The organism is Streptomyces sp. CB09001 (genome assembly GCF_003369795.1).
Classification (GTDB): domain Bacteria; phylum Actinomycetota; class Actinomycetes; order Streptomycetales; family Streptomycetaceae; genus Streptomyces.
On record NZ_CP026730.1, the window covers coordinates 994,193 to 1,010,159 of the forward strand.

Annotated in this window: 16 protein-coding genes; 7 read left to right on the forward strand and 9 right to left on the reverse strand. The window is 72.2% G+C overall.

What is annotated here, in order from left to right; translation table 11 throughout:
- Positions 1-104 precede the first annotated feature (104 nt).
- On the reverse strand, positions 105-1,532 hold the full coding sequence (gene argH / locus C4J65_RS04625) for an argininosuccinate lyase (protein WP_115741223.1): 1,428 nt from the start codon (positions 1,530-1,532) through the stop codon (positions 105-107).
- Between the two features lie 119 nt (positions 1,533-1,651).
- On the opposite strand from argH, the gene C4J65_RS04630 reads away from it, so the two are divergent.
- The 5 genes from C4J65_RS04630 (at position 1,652) to C4J65_RS04650 (ending at position 6,039) form a co-directional block, all read left to right on the forward strand.
- A complete protein-coding gene (locus C4J65_RS04630; RefSeq protein WP_115741224.1) occupies positions 1,652-2,239 on the forward strand; it encodes a pyridoxamine 5'-phosphate oxidase family protein in 588 nt (195 codons plus the stop codon).
- Positions 2,240-2,242: 3 nt separating this feature from the next.
- Complete coding sequence (locus tag C4J65_RS04635) at positions 2,243-2,959, forward strand: L,D-transpeptidase family protein (protein ID WP_115741225.1); 717 nt, start codon at positions 2,243-2,245, stop codon at positions 2,957-2,959.
- A gap of 88 nt (positions 2,960-3,047) precedes the next feature.
- Positions 3,048-4,430, forward strand: coding sequence for a ferredoxin reductase family protein (locus C4J65_RS04640; protein WP_162833021.1), 1,383 nt, complete (start codon positions 3,048-3,050; stop codon positions 4,428-4,430).
- A gap of 27 nt (positions 4,431-4,457) precedes the next feature.
- Positions 4,458-5,240 (forward strand): FMN-binding protein, encoded by a 783-nt coding sequence (locus tag C4J65_RS04645; RefSeq protein ID WP_115741226.1) that lies wholly within the window; start codon positions 4,458-4,460, stop codon positions 5,238-5,240.
- A complete protein-coding gene (locus C4J65_RS04650) occupies positions 5,233-6,039 on the forward strand; it encodes an FAD:protein FMN transferase (RefSeq protein WP_240330374.1) in 807 nt (268 codons plus the stop codon). The genes C4J65_RS04645 and C4J65_RS04650 overlap by 8 nt, the downstream gene beginning before the upstream one ends.
- Positions 6,040-6,253: 214 nt before the next feature.
- Here the strand turns inward: C4J65_RS04650 and C4J65_RS04655 are convergent, their stop codons facing one another.
- From C4J65_RS04655 to argC, 5 genes are read right to left on the reverse strand one after another with little or no spacing between them, the layout of a single operon-like run.
- Positions 6,254-6,793 carry an arginine repressor gene (locus C4J65_RS04655; RefSeq protein ID WP_007447727.1) on the reverse strand — a complete coding sequence of 180 codons (540 nt, stop codon included), beginning with the start codon at positions 6,791-6,793 and terminating at the stop codon, positions 6,254-6,256.
- Positions 6,794-6,800: 7 nt separating this feature from the next.
- Positions 6,801-8,009: an acetylornithine transaminase gene (locus C4J65_RS04660; protein ID WP_115741228.1), complete on the reverse strand. Its 1,209-nt coding sequence runs from the start codon at positions 8,007-8,009 to the stop codon at positions 6,801-6,803.
- Positions 8,006-8,926, reverse strand: a complete 921-nt coding sequence (gene argB / locus C4J65_RS04665) for an acetylglutamate kinase (RefSeq protein ID WP_115741229.1) — start codon at positions 8,924-8,926, stop codon at positions 8,006-8,008. The genes C4J65_RS04660 and argB overlap by 4 nt, the downstream gene beginning before the upstream one ends.
- Positions 8,923-10,074 (reverse strand): bifunctional glutamate N-acetyltransferase/amino-acid acetyltransferase ArgJ, encoded by a 1,152-nt coding sequence (gene argJ / locus C4J65_RS04670; RefSeq protein WP_115741230.1) that lies wholly within the window; start codon positions 10,072-10,074, stop codon positions 8,923-8,925. The genes argB and argJ overlap by 4 nt, the downstream gene beginning before the upstream one ends.
- The gene (argC, locus tag C4J65_RS04675; RefSeq protein WP_115741231.1) at positions 10,071-11,099 is read right to left on the reverse strand and encodes an N-acetyl-gamma-glutamyl-phosphate reductase; all 1,029 of its coding nucleotides are present in this window, start codon (positions 11,097-11,099) and stop codon (positions 10,071-10,073) included. The genes argJ and argC overlap by 4 nt, the downstream gene beginning before the upstream one ends.
- A gap of 132 nt (positions 11,100-11,231) precedes the next feature.
- Between argC and C4J65_RS04680 the strand changes: the two genes are divergently transcribed.
- A complete protein-coding gene (locus C4J65_RS04680; RefSeq protein WP_240330375.1) occupies positions 11,232-11,696 on the forward strand; it encodes a hypothetical protein in 465 nt (154 codons plus the stop codon).
- On the opposite strand, the gene C4J65_RS04685 is transcribed toward C4J65_RS04680, so the two are convergent.
- Positions 11,686-12,210 (reverse strand): ATP-binding protein, encoded by a 525-nt coding sequence (locus C4J65_RS04685; RefSeq protein WP_115741233.1) that lies wholly within the window; start codon positions 12,208-12,210, stop codon positions 11,686-11,688. The genes C4J65_RS04680 and C4J65_RS04685 overlap by 11 nt on opposite strands.
- An 82-nt stretch (positions 12,211-12,292) precedes the next feature.
- Positions 12,293-14,767, reverse strand: a complete 2,475-nt coding sequence (locus C4J65_RS04690; protein ID WP_115741234.1) for an alpha-L-arabinofuranosidase C-terminal domain-containing protein — start codon at positions 14,765-14,767, stop codon at positions 12,293-12,295.
- Positions 14,768-14,909: 142 nt separating this feature from the next.
- Here C4J65_RS04690 and C4J65_RS04695 point away from each other — a divergent pair, with 142 nt between their 5' ends.
- A complete protein-coding gene (locus tag C4J65_RS04695) occupies positions 14,910-15,362 on the forward strand; it encodes a DUF6314 family protein (protein WP_162833022.1) in 453 nt (150 codons plus the stop codon).
- Here C4J65_RS04695 and C4J65_RS04700 read toward each other — a convergent pair.
- Entirely contained in the window at positions 15,325-15,945 is a 621-nt protein-coding gene (locus C4J65_RS04700; RefSeq protein ID WP_115741236.1) for a histidine phosphatase family protein, read from the reverse strand. The two genes, C4J65_RS04695 and C4J65_RS04700, sit on opposite strands and share 38 nt — an antisense overlap.
- Positions 15,946-15,967: the final 22 nt, after the last annotated feature.

A 15,967-nucleotide genomic window follows, 5' to 3' on the forward strand; every position in this document is an offset into this window, starting at 1 on the left:
CTGCTGAGCTGCTGAGCTGCTGAGCTGTTGACCAACGTAACCGCGATGCCCCTCGGACACACCGGCTGCCGCCGTCTGCCGCTGCCTCCCGCTACGGCCTGCCGCTACTTCTTGGCGTCCGCCCAGGCGTGCTGGGCCGCCACGTCCGCCTTCACCTCGGCGAGCTGGACGGCGACCGCGCTGGGCGCCGTGCCGCCGCGGCCGTCGCGGGAGGCGAGGGCGCCGGGGACGTCGAGGACGGTGCGCACCTCGGGGGTGAGGTGCTCGGAGATCTTGGCGAACTGCTCGTCGGTCAGCTCGTCCAGCTCCTTGCCGTCGGCCTCGGCGACCTTGACGCACTCGCCGGCCACCTCGTGCGCGACGCGGAACGGCACACCCTGCCTGACCAGCCACTCGGCGATGTCGGTGGCGAGCGAGAACCCGGCCGGGGCCAGCTCCTCCATCCGCTCGCGGTGCACGGTGAGGGTGGCCATCATGCCGGTAAAGGCGGGGAGCAGGACCTCCAGCTGGTCGATGGAGTCGAAGACCGGCTCCTTGTCCTCCTGGAGGTCGCGGTTGTACGCGAGCGGGAGCGCCTTGAGGGTCGCCATCAGGCCGGTCAGGTTGCCGATCAGCCGCCCGGACTTGCCGCGGGCCAGCTCGGCGATGTCGGGGTTCTTCTTCTGCGGCATGATCGAGGAGCCGGTGGAGAAGGCGTCGTGCAGGGTCACGAAGGAGAACTCCTTCGTGTTCCAGATGATGATCTCCTCGGCGATCCGGGAGACGTTGACGCCGATCATGGCGGTGATGAAGGCGAACTCGGCGACGAAGTCGCGCGAGGCCGTCCCGTCGATGGAGTTGCCGGCGCTGCCGTGCTCGAAGCCCAGGTCGCGGGCGACGGCCTCCGGGTCCAGACCGAGGCTGCTGCCCGCGAGCGCGCCCGAACCGTACGGGGAGACGGCCGTGCGCTCGTCCCACTGGCGCAGCCGCTCCGCGTCCCGGCCCAGCGACTGGGCGTGGGCGAGCACGTGGTGGGCGAAGAGCACCGGCTGGGCGTGCTGGAGGTGGGTGCGGCCGGGCATGGCCACGTCCGGGTGGGCCTCGGCGAGGCCGATCAGCGCGTCCTGGAGGTCGGCGATCAGGGAGCCGACGGTCCGGGCGTGGTCGCGCAGGTACATCCGGAAGAGGGTCGCCACCTGGTCGTTGCGGGACCGGCCGGCGCGGAGCTTGCCGCCGAGGTCGGGACCGAGCCGCTCCAGCAGCCCGCGCTCCAGGGCCGTGTGGACGTCCTCGTCGGCGATGGTGCCGGTGAAGGAGCCGTCGGCGACGTCCGCCTCCAGCCGGTCGAGCCCGGCGATCATCCGGGTCAGCTCGTCCTCGGTGAGCAGGCCCGCCTTGTGCAGCACGCGCGCGTGGGCGCGCGAGCCGGCGATGTCGTAGGGCGCGAGCCGCCAGTCGAAGTGGACGGACGCGGACAGCTTCGCCAGGGCCTCGGCGGGACCGTCGGCGAAACGGCCGCCCCAGAGCCGGACGTCACCGCTGTTGCTGCTCACTGGGTCGCTCCTCAACCGTACGATCACTGTCATGCATGAGTATGCAGAACTCTGCATGTTTCGTCAATCTCGCCGGGTGGCGGCGCCCGTCGTGTCCCGCACCCCCATAATCGTTAGACATGGGAAAGACTTATGAGCGCATAGACGGCAGACTCCGCGCCTTCATCGAGGCGCAGCCCCTCTTCTTCACCGCCACCGCTCCCCTGGCCGGCGACGGCACGGTCAACCTGTCCCCCAAGGGCCTCACGGGCTGCTTCGCGGTGCTCGACGAACTGACCGTGGCCTACCTCGACTTCGCGGGTTCCAACGCGGAGACCATCGCCCACCTGCGGGAGAACGGGCGGATCACGCTGATGTGGTGCGCCTTCCAGGGCCCGCCGAACATCGTGCGGGTGCACGGCCGCGGCGAGCCGGTCTTCCGCGACGACGCCCGCTTCCCGGAGCTGCTCACGCACTTCCCGGACATCGACCCCGCCGTGCACGGACTGCGCGCCGTGATCGTCGTGAGCGCCGAACTCATCCGGGACACCTGCGGGTACGCCGTCCCCCTCATGGCGTACGAGAGCGACCGGGACCTGCACGGCAAGCGGTTCGCGCGGGAGGACGACGCCTCGCTCGACGCGTACTTCACCAAGAAGGAGCACATCGCCTCCAGCATCGACGGTCTCCCCGGGCTGCCGTTGCCGCTGCCTCCTTCTACCGTCTGAACCATGCGCCCCGGTGTCGTCGCCGCCCTCGTGTCCGCCTCCCTCCTCCTGCTCGGCGCCGCCCCCGCCGACGGGTCGGCTCCCCGGCCGCTGCCGGACCGGATGGCGGACACCGGCGGCGGCACCCAGCTGATCACCGCCGTCGCACCGGGCACCGGCTCGACCACGGGCACCGTCACCTGGTGGGACCGCAGGGGCGGCAGCCGTGGCCGCTGGGTGGCGGCCGGTTCCGCGCCCGCCCGCTTCGGCTCCGGCGGGCTCGCCGAAGGGGCGACGCGCGTCCAGGGCACGAACACCACGCCGACCGGGCTGTACGACCTGCCGTACGCCTTCGGCATCGAGGCAGCGCCGCGCGGCACGGCGTACCGGTACCGCCCGGTCCACGCGGACTCCTGGTGGTGCCAGGACAACGCCTCCCGCTCCTACAACCGCTGGACCGAACCCCGCCCCGCCGACTGCCGCGCCACCGAGGCCGAGCACCTGATCACCTACTCGGCGCAGTACGCGCACGCCCTGGTCGTCGGCTTCAACTACGACCGCCCGGTGCGCGGCCGCGGCGCGGGCATCTTCCTGCACGTCGACGGGCGCGGGGCGACGGCCGGATGCGTGTCGGTGCCGAAGGAGGCGATGCGGCGGATCCTGCGGTGGGCGGAGCCCGGGGAGCGCCCGCACATCGCCATCGGCACCTCGGGCGGGGCGACGGCGGTCACCCGGTACTGAACGCGGACGGCATTGCCGGACCGGGCTGAACGCTCGACCGGCACGGCGCGTATCTGTGGGCCAAGGGTCAAGTCCCCACGGAGGAACCGTGACCACCACGCTCGCCGGCGGCCGTGCCGCCCGCCGTCAGACGATGCGGCGCATCCGTCCGCGCCGCTCCCCCGCCGTCCCCCTGCTGCTCGCCGTGTGGGCGGGCGCGGCGGGCGTGTTGTGGCTGTGGTGGCGCAACACGCCCGCCATCTCCGACGACACCGGCAGGATCCTCGGCGCGGGCCGGATCACCGGTCTGCTGGCCGGGTACCTGATGGCGCTGGTGGTGCTCCAGATGGCCCGGGTCCCGGCGCTGGAGCGCCGCGTCGGGTCCGACCGGGTGGCCCGCTGGCACGCCATGACCGGCCGCTACACCCTCTGTCTGGTCCTGGCCCACGTCTTCCTGATCATGTGGGGCTACGCGGCGCAGGCCGGCCGGGGCCTCGGCGACATCACCGCGCAGACGGTCGACTCCGTGAACCAGCTGCCGGACATGGGCAAGGCCGCCGTCGGCACCGGCCTGCTGGTCGTCATCGGGCTCCTGTCCGTCGGCCCCGTCCGCCGCCGGATCCCGTACGACGCCTGGTACCACGTGCACCTGCTCACCTACGCGACGGTGTTCCTGACCTTCTGGCACCAGCTGACCACCGGCAACGAGTTCGCCGTCGAGCCGCTCGCCAAGACCGTCTGGTACGTGCTGTACGGCTCGGTGACCGCGCTGGTGCTCTGGTATCGGGTGCTGACCCCCCTCCGGCTCAACCTGCGGCACCGGTTGCGGGTGGAGGCGGTGATCGAGGAGACGCCCGGCATCGTGTCGGTGCTCATCGGCGGGCGCCGGCTGCACCGGATGGGCGCGGAGGCCGGGCAGTTCTTCCGCTGGCGGTTCCTGGCGCCGGGGATGCGGTTCAGCTCCCACCCGTACTCGCTGTCGGCGGCGCCGCGCCCGGACATGCTGCGGATCACCGTGAAGGCGATCGGCGACCACAGCGCCCGGCTGCGCGAGCTGACGCCGGGCACCCGGGTGTGGGCGGAGGGCCCGTACGGCGCCCTGACCGCCCAGCGTCGCAGCCGCGGCAAGGTGCTGCTGGTGGCGGGCGGGGTGGGGATCACGCCGATGCGGGCGCTGTTCGAGACGCTGCCGGGCGCGTCCGGCGACATCACGCTGCTCTACCGGGCCAACAGCACCCAGGACCTGGCGCTGTGGGACGAGCTGGCCGGGATCGCCGACGAGCGCGGGGCCCGGCTGATGTACGCGGTCAACAGTCCGGGCGGGGAGCGCCCGGACATCTCGGCCGAGACCCTGGCCCGCAAGATCCCGGACGTCGAGCGCCACGACGTCTTCCTGTGCGGGCCGCCCGGCTTCGCCCAGTCGGTGTTCGAGGCACTGCGCGGCGCGGGGGTCCCCGCTCGCCGTATCCACCACGAGTCGTTCGAGATGTGAGCGACGGACCTCAGGAGTCCAGGACAGATGAGGAAAAGCCACCCCGTTCGGCGTGCCGTGCTCGCTGGGGCCGCCACCGTGTCCGGGATCGTGCTGCTGCTGTCGCTGAAACCGGCGTCCGACCCGGGCGCCGCCTCCGCAGCCGGCGGCGCGGCACCGCCCGTGGCCGCACAGTCGCCGCAGGGCGGCCGGGGCGCCGGTACCGGCACGGTCACGGGTGACGCGGCCAGCACACAGTACGGTCCCGTGCAGGTCCGGCTCACCGTGAGCGGCGGGAAGATCACCAGGGCCGAGGCCGTACAGGCACCCAAGGGCGGGCAGAGCGACCAGGTCACGGCCGACGCGGTGCCCAAGCTCAACAAGGCGGCCGTCGCGGCCGGGAGCGCCGACGTCGACGCGGTCTCGGGCGCCACCTACACCAGCGCCGGGTACGTGAAGTCCCTTCAGTCGGCCCTCGACAAGGCGGCCTCGGCGGCCGGCTCGGACCCGGGCTCCGGAGCCGCCGGAGAGGACCCGGGCACCGGCGCCGGGCAGGGCACGCAGGTGCTCACCGGTGACGCCGCGCAGACCCAGTACGGGCCCGTGCAGGTCCGGGTGACCGTCAGCGGCGGGAGGATCACCGACGTCGAGGCCCTCCAGGCGCCCAGGGGCGGCCGCAGCGACGAGGTCACCGCGGACGCCGTGCCCAAGCTCAACCGGGCCGCCGTCGCCGCGGGCACCGCCGACATCGACGCCGTGTCCGGCGCCACCTACACCAGCGCCGGGTACGAACAGTCCCTCCAGTCGGCGCTGGACCGGGCCGGTGGCTGACACCGGAGCCGGGTCCGCACAGGCTCCCGCCGCGGTGCGTCATGTGGAGGAGGCGATGGGGACCGTCTTCTCCTTCGACGTCCGCGGCGGGGAACCCGCGGCCGTACGGGCGGCGCTGGACGAGGCGGTCGCCGGGCTGCACCGGGCCGACGAGGTGTTCAGTACGTACCGGGACGGCAGCCAGATCTCCCGGCTGGCGCGCGGGGAACTGACCGTCGCCGCGTGCGCGCCGGAGGTCGCCGAGGTGCTGGAGCTGGCGGCCGAGGCGGAGCGGGTGAGCGACGGCTGGTTCAGCACGCGGTACCGGGGCCGGCTCGACCCGACCGGGATCGTCAAGGGCTGGGCCGTGGAGCGCGCCGCACGGGGGATCGAGGCGGTGGTCGCCGGTGTGAGCGGCGTCAGTGTCAACGGTGGCGGGGACGTGCAGTTGCTCGGGACACCGGGAGCGGCGAGGCCGTGGCGGGTCGGGGTGTCCGACCCGCTGCGGCCGGGCGGGCTCGCGGCGGTGGTCTCGGCGGCGGGGGCGGCGGAGCTGGCCGTGGCCACGTCCGGTTCCGCCGAGCGGGGCGCGCATGTCGTCGACCCGCGCACCGGGCGCTCGGCGGTGACCGACCTGTTGTCCGTGACGGTCGTGGCGTCCCGGCTGACGTGGGCGGACTGCTGGGCGACGGCGGCGTTCGCGATGGGGGCGCGGGAGGGGTTGCGGTGGCTGGAGTCGCTGGAGGGGGTGGAGGCGCTGCTGATCACCGCGGGGGACGAGGTGCGGTGCACGGGAGGACTGGCGGCTCGTTTGGGCTGAGGTATCGGCGTTGGCACTCGCCGCGTTCGCGGGGCGCCGCTGCGCCCACCCGTGCCGCCTGGGGGCACCTCCCAGGCCGTTCGGGCACTGGGGGAGGCACGACTGCCCGCAGCTGCGGGGGGTGTGAGCGGCCTGGCTGCAGCTCCTAGGGGCGCGGGGAACTGCGCGACCGGCCACGACGTGCCCGCGGTCGGCAGATCACCGCACCCCCTCTTCAGCCCCCGTTCTGGGCAAGCCGCAGCAGATGATCCGCCAGGGCCTGCCCGCCCGCCGGCTCCCGGCTGATCAGCATCAGTGTGTCGTCCCCCGCGATCGTCCCCAGGATGTCGTGCAGCTCCGCCTGGTCGATCGCCGAGGCGAGGAACTGTGCCGCCCCCGGAGGGGTGCGCAGCACCACGAGGTTCGCCGACGCCTCCGCGGAGATCAGCAGCTCCGCGGAGAGCCGCCGCATCCGCTCCTCCTTGGCCGACTCCCCGAGCGGCGCCCGCGGGGTGCGGAAACCGCCCTCGCTGGGCACCGCGTAGATGAGGTCGCCGTCGGTGTTGCGGATCTTGACCGCGTTCAGCTCGTCCAGGTCCCGGGACAGCGTCGCCTGGGTGACGGTGAGCCCGTCGTCGGCGAGCAGCTTCGCCAGCTGGCTCTGGGAGCGGACCGCCTGCCGGTTGAGGATGTCCACGATCCGGCGGTGGCGTGCGGTGCGGGTCTGCGGCAGGGCGGGCCCTGCCGTCTGCTCGTGCTCCTGCGCGTGGCTCATCGTCGTCTCATTCTCCGGATCGTCCGTCCCCGTGGGCCGTCTCGGCGGCCTGGTCAAGGATGCCGGGCAGCGCCCCGAGGAACGCCTCCACGACGTCGTCGCCGAGGTTCAGCGCGGGCATCAGCCGTACGACATCGGGCGCGGGCGCGTTCACCAGGATTCCGGCGTCCTGAGCCGCCTGCTGCACCTGGGCGGCGAGCGGCTCGGTGAGCACGATACCCAGGAGCAGTCCGGCGCCCCGGACGTGGGCGACGAGCGGGTGGCCGAGCGCCTCGGCCCCGCCGCGCAGCGTCTCGCTCTGCCGCTTGACGTTGTCCAGCAGTCCCTCGTCGGCGATGGTGTCGAGGACGGCGAGTCCGGCGGCGCAGGCGACCGGGTTGCCGCCGAAGGTGGTGCCGTGGTGGCCGGGCCGGAGCAGGTCGGCGGCGCGGCCGAAGGCGACCGTCGCGCCGAGCGGCAGTCCGCCGCCGAGGCCCTTGGCGAGGGTGACGACGTCCGGCAGGACGCCCTCGTGGGCCTGGTACTCGAACCAGTGCCCGGTCCGGCCGACGCCGGTCTGCACCTCGTCCAGGACGAGCAGCGCGCCGGTGGCGGCGGTGATGGCGCGGGCCGCCTTCAGATAGCCGGGGGGCGGGACGACGACGCCGTTCTCGCCCTGGATCGGCTCGATGATCACCAGCGCCGTCTCCTCGGTGACCGCGGCGGCCAGCGCCTGCGGGTCGCCGTACGGCACGTGCGTGACGTCGCCGGGCAGCGGCAGGAACGGTTTCTGCTTGCCGGGCTGGCCGGTCAGCGCCAGGGCGCCCATGGTGCGGCCGTGGAAGCCGCCGCGGGTGGCGACCATGTGCGGCCGGCCGGTCAGCCGGCCGATCTTGAAGGCGCCCTCGTTGGCCTCGGCGCCGGAGTTGCAGAAGTAGACCTTGCCGTCGCGGCCGAAGTGCTGGAGCAGCCGTTCGGCGAGGGCCACGGGCGGCTCGGCGATGAAGAGGTTGGAGACGTGGCCGAGGGAGGCGATCTGCCGGCTCACGGCGTTGACCACCGCCGGGTGGGCGTGGCCGAGCGCGTTGACCGCGATGCCGCCGACGAAGTCCAGGTACTCCTTGCCGTCGGCGTCCCAGAGCCGGGCGCCCTCGCCGCGCACCAGGGGCAGGCGCGGGGTGCCGTAGTTGTTCATGAGGGTGCCCTGCCACCGCTCGGTCAGCGCTTCGTTGCTCACGACTCCCCCTGTTCGTCCGGCACGACCATCGTGCCGATCCCCTCGTCGGTGAAGATCTCCAGCAGGATCGAGTGCTGGACCCGGCCGTCGATGACGCGGGCGGTGGTGACGCCGCCGCGTACGGCGTGCAGGCAGCCCTCCATCTTCGGCACCATGCCGCTGGACAGGTCGGGCAGCAGTTTCTCCAGCTCGGAGGCGGTGAGGCGGCTGATCACCTCGTCGGAGTCCGGCCAGTCCTCGTAGAGGCCCTCCACGTCGGTGAGGACCATGAGAGTCTCGGCGCCGAGTGCCGCAGCGAGTGCCGCAGCCGCCGTATCAGCATTGACGTTGTAGACATGGTGGTCGTCCTGGGAGCGGGCGATGGACGAGACGACCGGGATGCGGCCGTCGGCCAGCAGTGCCTCGATGGCGCCGGTGTCGATCTCGGTGATCTCGCCGACCCGGCCGATGTCGACGGGCTCGCCGTCGATCTCGGGCCGGTGCTTGGTGGCGGTGAGGGTGTGCGCGTCCTCGCCGGTGAGGCCGACGGCGAGCGGTCCGTGCTGGTTGAGCAGCCCGACCAGCTCCCGCTGCACCTGCCCGGCCAGCACCATCCGTACGACGTCCATGGCGTCCTCGGTGGTGACGCGCAGGCCGGCCTTGAACTCGCTGACGATGCCGTGCCTGTCGAGGGCGGCGCTGATCTGCGGTCCGCCGCCGTGTACGACGACGGGCTTGAGGCCGGCGTGGCGCAGGAAGACGACGTCCTGGGCGAAGGCGGCCTTGAGGTCCTCGTCGATCATGGCGTTGCCGCCGAACTTGATGACGACGGTCTTGCCGTGGTGCCGGGTCAGCCAGGGCAGCGCCTCGATGAGGATCTGGGCCTTGGGGAGCGCGGTGTGCTTCCGCGTGGGTCCGTTGCTCGTTCCGTTGCTCATGAGGAGTACGCGCTGTTCTCGTGGACGTAGTCTGCGGTGAGGTCGTTGGTCCAGATGGTGGCCGTGGCGTCGCCCGCGGCGAGGTCGGCGACGATGTGCACCTCGCGGTAGCGCATGTCGACCAGCTCGCGGTCTTCTCCGACGCCGCCGTTCTTGCAGACCCAGACGCCGTTGATGGCGACGTTGAGCCGGTCGGGCTCGAAGGCGGCGGACGTGGTGCCGATCGCGGACAGGACGCGGCCCCAGTTGGGGTCCTCGCCGTGGATGGCGCACTTGAGCAGGTTGTTGCGGGCGATGGTGCGGCCCACCTGGACGGCCTCGTCCTCGGTCGCGGCGTTCACGACCTCGACCCTGATGTCCTTGCTGGCGCCCTCGGCGTCCCGGACGAGCTGCTGGCCGAGGTCGTCGCAGACGGTGCGGACGGCCTCGGCGAAGGCGTCGTACTCCGGGGTGGTGCCGGAGGCGCCGGAGGCGAGCAGCAGCACGGTGTCGTTGGTGGACATGCAGCCGTCGGAGTCGACCCGGTCGAAGGTGACCCTGGTGGCGGCGCGCAGGGCGCGGTCCAGGGCCTCGGTCTCCAGGTCGGCGTCGGTGGTGATCACGACGAGCATGGTGGCGAGGCCGGGGGCGAGCATGCCCGCGCCCTTGGCCATGCCGCCGACCGTCCAGCCGTCCCGCGTCACGACGGACGTCTTGTGCACGGTGTCGGTGGTCTTGATGGCGATGGCGGCCTTCTCGCCGCCGTGCTCGGAGAGCTGCCCGGCGGCCGTCTCCACGCCCGGGAGCAGCTTGTCCATGGGCAGCAGTACGCCGATGAGCCCGGTGGAGCACACGGCGACCTCGCCCGCTCCCGTCCCGAGGACCTCCGCGACCTTCTCGGCGGTGGCGTGGGTGTCCTGGAAACCCTTGGGCCCGGTGCAGGCGTTGGCGCCGCCGGAGTTGAGCACGACGGCGGTCACCTCACCGCTCTTCAGCACCTGCTCGGACCACAGGACCGGCGCGGCCTTGACGCGGTTGGAGGTGAAGACGCCCGCGGCGGAGCGCCGGGGGCCGGTGTTGACCACGAGGGCCAGGTCGGGGTTGCCGCTCTCCTTGATCCCGGCGGTGATGCCCGCCGCCGTGAATCCCTGTGCTGCCGTCACACTCACGGCGCAACTCCGATCGTCGTCAGTCCGGTGGTCTCGTCGAGACCGAGGGCGAGGTTCATGCTCTGGACGGCACCGCCCGCGGTGCCCTTGGCCAGGTTGTCGATGGCGCTGATGGCGATGATCCGGCCCGCGGCGGCGTCGTACGCGACCTGCACCTGGACGGCGTTGGAGCCGTACACGGAGGCGGTCGCGGGCCACTGGCCCTCGGGCAGCAGGCGCACGAACGGTTCGTCGCCGAAGGCCTTCTCGTAGGCGGCCCGCACCGTCTCGGCGCTGGTCCCGGGCTTCGCCTTCGCGGTGCAGGTGGCGAGGATGCCGCGGGGCATCGGCGCGAGGGTCGGCGTGAAGGAGACGGTGACCGGCTCCCCCGCCACCGCGCCGAGGTTCTGGATCATCTCGGGGGTGTGCCGGTGGCCGCCGCCGACGCCGTACGGCGACATGGAGCCCATGACCTCGCTGCCCAGCAGGTGCGGCTTGGCCGCCTTGCCCGCGCCGGAGGTGCCGGAGGCGGCGACGATCACGGCCTCGGGCTCGGCCAGCGACGCGGCGTACGCCGGGAAGAGGGCCAGGGACACGGCCGTGGGGTAGCAACCGGGCACCGCGATGCGCTTGGACCCCTCCAGCGCGGCGCGGGCACCCGGAAGTTCGGGGAGGCCGTAGGGCCAGGTGCCGGCGTGCGGCGAGCCGTAGAACCGCTCCCAGTCACCGGCGTCCTTGAGCCGGAAGTCGGCGCCCATGTCGACGACGAGGACGTCCGGCCCGAGCTGCTCGGCGACGGCGGCGGACTGCCCGTGCGGCAGCGCGAGGAACACGACGTCGTGACCGCCGAGCACCTCGGGGGTGGTCGCCTCCAGCACCCGGTCGGCCAGCGGCAGCAGGTGCGGTTGCAGCGCGCCGAGCCGCTGCCCCGCGTTGGAGTTGCCGGTCAGGGCGCCGATCTCGACCTCGGGATGGGTCAGGAGCAGACGCAGCAGCTCACCGCCCGCATACCCACTCGCTCCGGCCACCGCCGCACGTACCGCCATGGAATACCCTCCTCCTGGAGAGCATGACTATACGTGCCGTTGCACGTTTATGCAACGGGATACGGCACGGCCCCGGGGCGCTGCCGCAGGCATCGGCTAGCCTGCCGCTTCCGGACTCCGAGCACCGTGGGGGTGGCTGTGCGTTCGTGGATCGTCGAGCTGGTCGTCGGACTGAGGCCGTGGCAGCGCGCCGTGCTCGTCGTGTCCCTGTGCGCGCTCGCGCTTCCCCTGTGGTTCGCCGCGGGGAACACGGACCGGTATCGGCAGGGGCAGCCGGCGGTGACGGAAGGGTTCGTCGACTGCGAGTGGGACGGGCCGTGCCAGGGCGCGTGGACGCTGGCGGACGGAAGCCGGGGCGCGGGCAGGATCGACGGCCTGGACTTCACCGCCGAGGAGGAGCTCATCGAGGACATCGCGCTCTTCGGAGGCCGCGACTGGGCGGTCGCCGACCGCGGGACCCTGCTCCGCCACGCGGTGGCCCAGTACACGGTGGCTCCGGTCGGCGCGGCGCTCGTCGTCTGGATCGCCCGGCGGCGCTCGAAGTACAACCAGGAGATGCTTGTGTTGATTCGGCGGTACCGCAGCCCTACGCCTTGACGGCCTCCGCGATCCGCAGCGCCGCCCCGGCGGGCGTGAGGTGCGTGGTGTCGACGACCTCGGCCTCGGCGTGCAGCCAGGTGCGGGCGGCCTCGGCGTACGGCTCGAGGTACCGGAGCCGGAACGGCGAGTTCGGCCCCAGTACGGTGTCCCCCGCGATACGCCCCCGCAGGGTCTCCTGGTCGGCGTGGAGGACGAAGTGCCGTACCGGGATCGCGTGCGCGGCGAGTCCGCCCGCGATCTCCCTCCAGTACTCCTCGACCAGGACCGTCATCGGCATCACCAGGGTGCCGCCGGTGTAGTCGAGCACCCGGCGGGCGGTCTCGACGACGAGCGGCCGCCACGGCGGCCAGTGCTGGAAGTTGTCCGTCCCGGGCAGCCCCGGCGTGATGTCCATGAGCGTCTCGCCGACCTTCTCGGCGTCGAACACCCGGGAGTCCGGGAGCAGCTCCTGCACGAGCGCGCCGGTCGTCGTCTTGCCCGCACCGTGGGTGCCGTTCAGCCATACGATCATGCGTCCCCACGCTAGCCCGGACCGACGACGCCGTGGGGCGGTTTCGTCGCCGGTCCGGGTCGCGGGCCGCCGGGCTACCGGGCTACCGCTGCCTGAGCCGCAGGAACGTCACCGAGTTCGCCGGGAAGGTGTACGTGAACTCGCTCGCCGCCCCCGAGAAGGTCGAGGTCACCGGGGCGACCGGGGTGTCCGTCTCGGTGTTGACCGCGTCCTGGCCGGCGGCCAGCGTGGTGACCGCGGCCCTGGACGCCACCTTCGCGCCGCCGAGGTCGACGGCGGTGCGGGCCGCGGTGTCCTGGGCGTTGACGACCTTGACGATCAGCTCGCCGGTGCGGTCGTCGCGGGTGACGGTCTGGCGGAACGGCTCGGCCGGCTTGTCGTCGATGAAGCCGCCCCACTCCTCGCCGTCGAGGTAGAGGGTCACCTGGCGGCCCCTGACCTTGACGTCGATGTCGTAGGCGCGGCCCGTCTCGATGGACCCGGCCTTGGACAGGAGCGTGGACTTGCCGCCGTCGGAGGCCTGCTCGACGGCGGACTGGGTGTTGTTCCAGCCGCCCAGGTTCCACCAGTAGTAGTTGCCGGTGTCCTTGACGCCGAAGGCGACCAGGAAGCCCTCCTTTCCGGACTTCTTCGTGGCCCTCACGTGCAGGTCGTAGTCGTGCCAGGCCGGGTCGCCCGCCGTGACCAGGGTGTTCTCGGCGGCCGCGTCCGTCTGGACGTACTGGCCGTCCTGGACCGTCCAGCTGCCGGCGCCCGAGTGGGTCCACTGCGAGGCGTCGCCGGAGAAGTCGTCGGACAGGAGGGTCTCCCCGGCGGCCGAGGTCACCTTCACGTCGTCGTACGCCGCACTGGTCGCCCAGGTCGACAGGCCGACGCCGCCGGTGATGGGGCCGCTGACGGCGGGGGTGCCGGTGGCCGTGGAGGGGACGACGCGGTCGCCGGTGTTGTTCATGAACAGCTTCTGGACCTCGTAGTTGGCCGAGCCCCAGGACGCGTGGTTGTTGAACCAGATCAGGTCCGGGCTCCACTGCACGTAGTCCTCGTTGGACAGCAGCGGGGCGTAGGAGGCCAGCTTGACGACGTCGGCGTTGCGCTCCAGGCCGGTCATGAACGCGGCCTCGGCGAGGGCGTTCTTCCAGGCGTTGCCCTGGGAGGCGTACTCGCCGAGGAAGACCTTGGGGCCGTTCCTGTCGTAGGAGTCGTAGCGGTCGTTGTTCTGGAGGAACCACTGCGGGCTGTTGTAGTAGTGCTCGTCGACCATCGCGACACCGGCGTCGCGGTTGAGCTGCCAGGCGGTGTCGAAGGTGGCGCCGGAGTCGTCGGGGCCGGAGTTGGAGACGACGGTGATGTCCGGGTACGTCGCCTCGATGGCGGCGCGGAACTGCTCGAAGCGGGCGAAGAACTCCTTCGGGAGGTTCTCCTCGTTGCCGACTTCGAGGTGGGTGAGGTGGAAGGGCTTGGGGTGGCCCATCTCCGCGCGCTTGCCGCCCCACTCGCTGGTGCGGGGGCCGTTGGCGAACTCGATGAGGTCCAGGGTGTCCTGGATGTGCCGCTTCAGCAGCGTGTCGTCGTCGACGGCCTGGTTCTGGCCGCAGCCGGTGACCAGGGCGGGGACGACGGGCAGCGGCATGGCGCCGATGTCCTCGGCGAAGCGGAAGTACTCGTAGTAGCCGAGGCCGTAGCTCTGGTTGTAGCCCCAGAAGTTGGCGTTGGTGGCGCGCTCCTCGACCGGGCCGACGGTGTCCTTCCACTGGTAGCTGCGCTTGCGCTGCCAGCCGGAGTCCGCGCTGTAGTCCGCCATGGAACCGGTGTTGACCAGGCAGCCGCCCGGGAAGCGCAGGAAGCCGGGATGCAGGGCCTCGATCTTCTCCGCGAGGTCCTTGCGCAGGCCGTTCGGCTGGTGCCGGTAGGTGTCGCGGGGGAAGAAGGACACCATGTCGAGGGCGGCGGGGGCGGTGGTGGCGACGGCGAGGCGGCCGCGGTTGCTGGTGCGGGTCGCGGTGAAGGTGGCCGTGTATTTGCGCCACTGCCCCTTCGCGGCCACCTGGCGCGTCTTCGCGAGGGTGCCCGCGGCGTCCGTGAGCGTCACGGTGAGGGTGGTGCCCTGCTCGGCGCGGGACCAGACCGAGAAGTCGTACCTCGCACCCTTCTCGACCCGGATGCCGGTGTTGTAGCCCGCGTTGGCGACGGTGGAACCGGCGGCCAGGGAGAGGTAGTTGCGGTTGCGTTCGTTGAGGCGGCCCCCGTCGTCCACCACCTCGGCCGCGCCGTCGGCCGCCCATGCGGTGAGCGGGGTGTACGAGGCGTTGTCGGCGGTGGAGTACTCGAAGGACCGGTTCTGCACGAGTTCCGCGTACAGGCCGCCGTCGGCGGCGCGGTTGATGTCCTCGTAGAAGACGCCGTACATCGTGTCGTCGATCGCGGGGCCCCGGCCGGACGGGTCGACGGTGATCGTGTAGTCGGCGACGGCCTCCGCGTGTGCCGGGGACGGCAGCAGGGCGGATGCCGTCAGGAGGGCGGTGACGCTGAGACCGAGTCTCCAGCGGGTGCGTGACATGGATACTCCGCGGCTCTCACCAGATAGTCGTTCGGGATATCGGACATTGGTCAGCACTTCGAACGGCAAGATAGGGAGGGGGTGGCGGTGCGTCAATGGGTCGCGCGGCAACGAGTGGGCCGGAGCGGGAAAGCGAGTGGAAATGGGCGAGTTGTGGCCGGTGCCCGACGTACTGGCGTACCTCGCGGGGCGCTGGCGCACCGAGCGGTCGGTGCGGGATCTGGCGGGCGGCCTGGAGGGCCGCTTCGAGGGACTCACGTCCTTCGACGCGCTCGACGGCGGCGGGCTGATCGGTCGGGAGTCGGGCGCCTTCACCTGGCAGGGCGTGACCCGGCCCGCCGAGCGGACGCTGCGTTACGAGCCGGGCGGCGGGCCGGGCCGGGTGGACGTGCGTTTCGCGGACGGCCGCCCCTTCCACGGCCTGGACCTGACCTCGGGACACCATGTGGCCGACCACCCATGCGCCGCCGACCTCTACCGGGGCGAGTTCACCGTCCGGGGCCCGGACCGCTGGCGGACCGTGTGGCGGGTGGGCGGCCCGGCCAAGGACCTGCTGCTCACAACGGATTACCTTCGCGAAACGCCGGATGCCTGACACCCTGGCCCGGTGCCCCCTCGAAGCGGAGGCTCCAGCGGCCCGCACGGCCCGTCACGGTGGTCGTCGACAGTGGGCGGACGTCCAGGTTCCAGTACGTTCCGGGCGGTGCCTTCAGCGCGTAGACCAGCGCGGCCCGGATGACGGAGGGCTCGGCCACGGCGACGATCCGGTCGCCGTCCTCCCCGGGGCGGGTGTCGAGCCAGCCGCCCACCCGGGTGATGAAGGCCAGCAGTGACTCCCCACCGTGCGGGGCCGACCGGGGATCGGCGAGCCAGGCGTCCACGGCCGCCGGTTCGCGAGCCATGGCCTCACCGAGCGTCAGACCCCGCCACCGGCCCATGTCACAGTCCCGCAGGGCCAGTTGGGACAGTGGCGCGCAGCCGAGGGCGTCACCGGTGGCGCGGCTGCGGGGCGTGGGCGAGCAGTAGCGCAACTCGGCGGCGGCAAGTGGCAGCAGGTCGCCCGCGGCGCGCAGCGCCTCGTCCCATCCGGCCTGGTCCAGCGGCCGCTCGTCGTCGAAGCGCTCGGCGAGCAGCGGTGAGCTGCGCGCAGCCGCGACGAACGTGACCCGAAGCGCCATGCGGTGATGGTGGAGCCGGAAG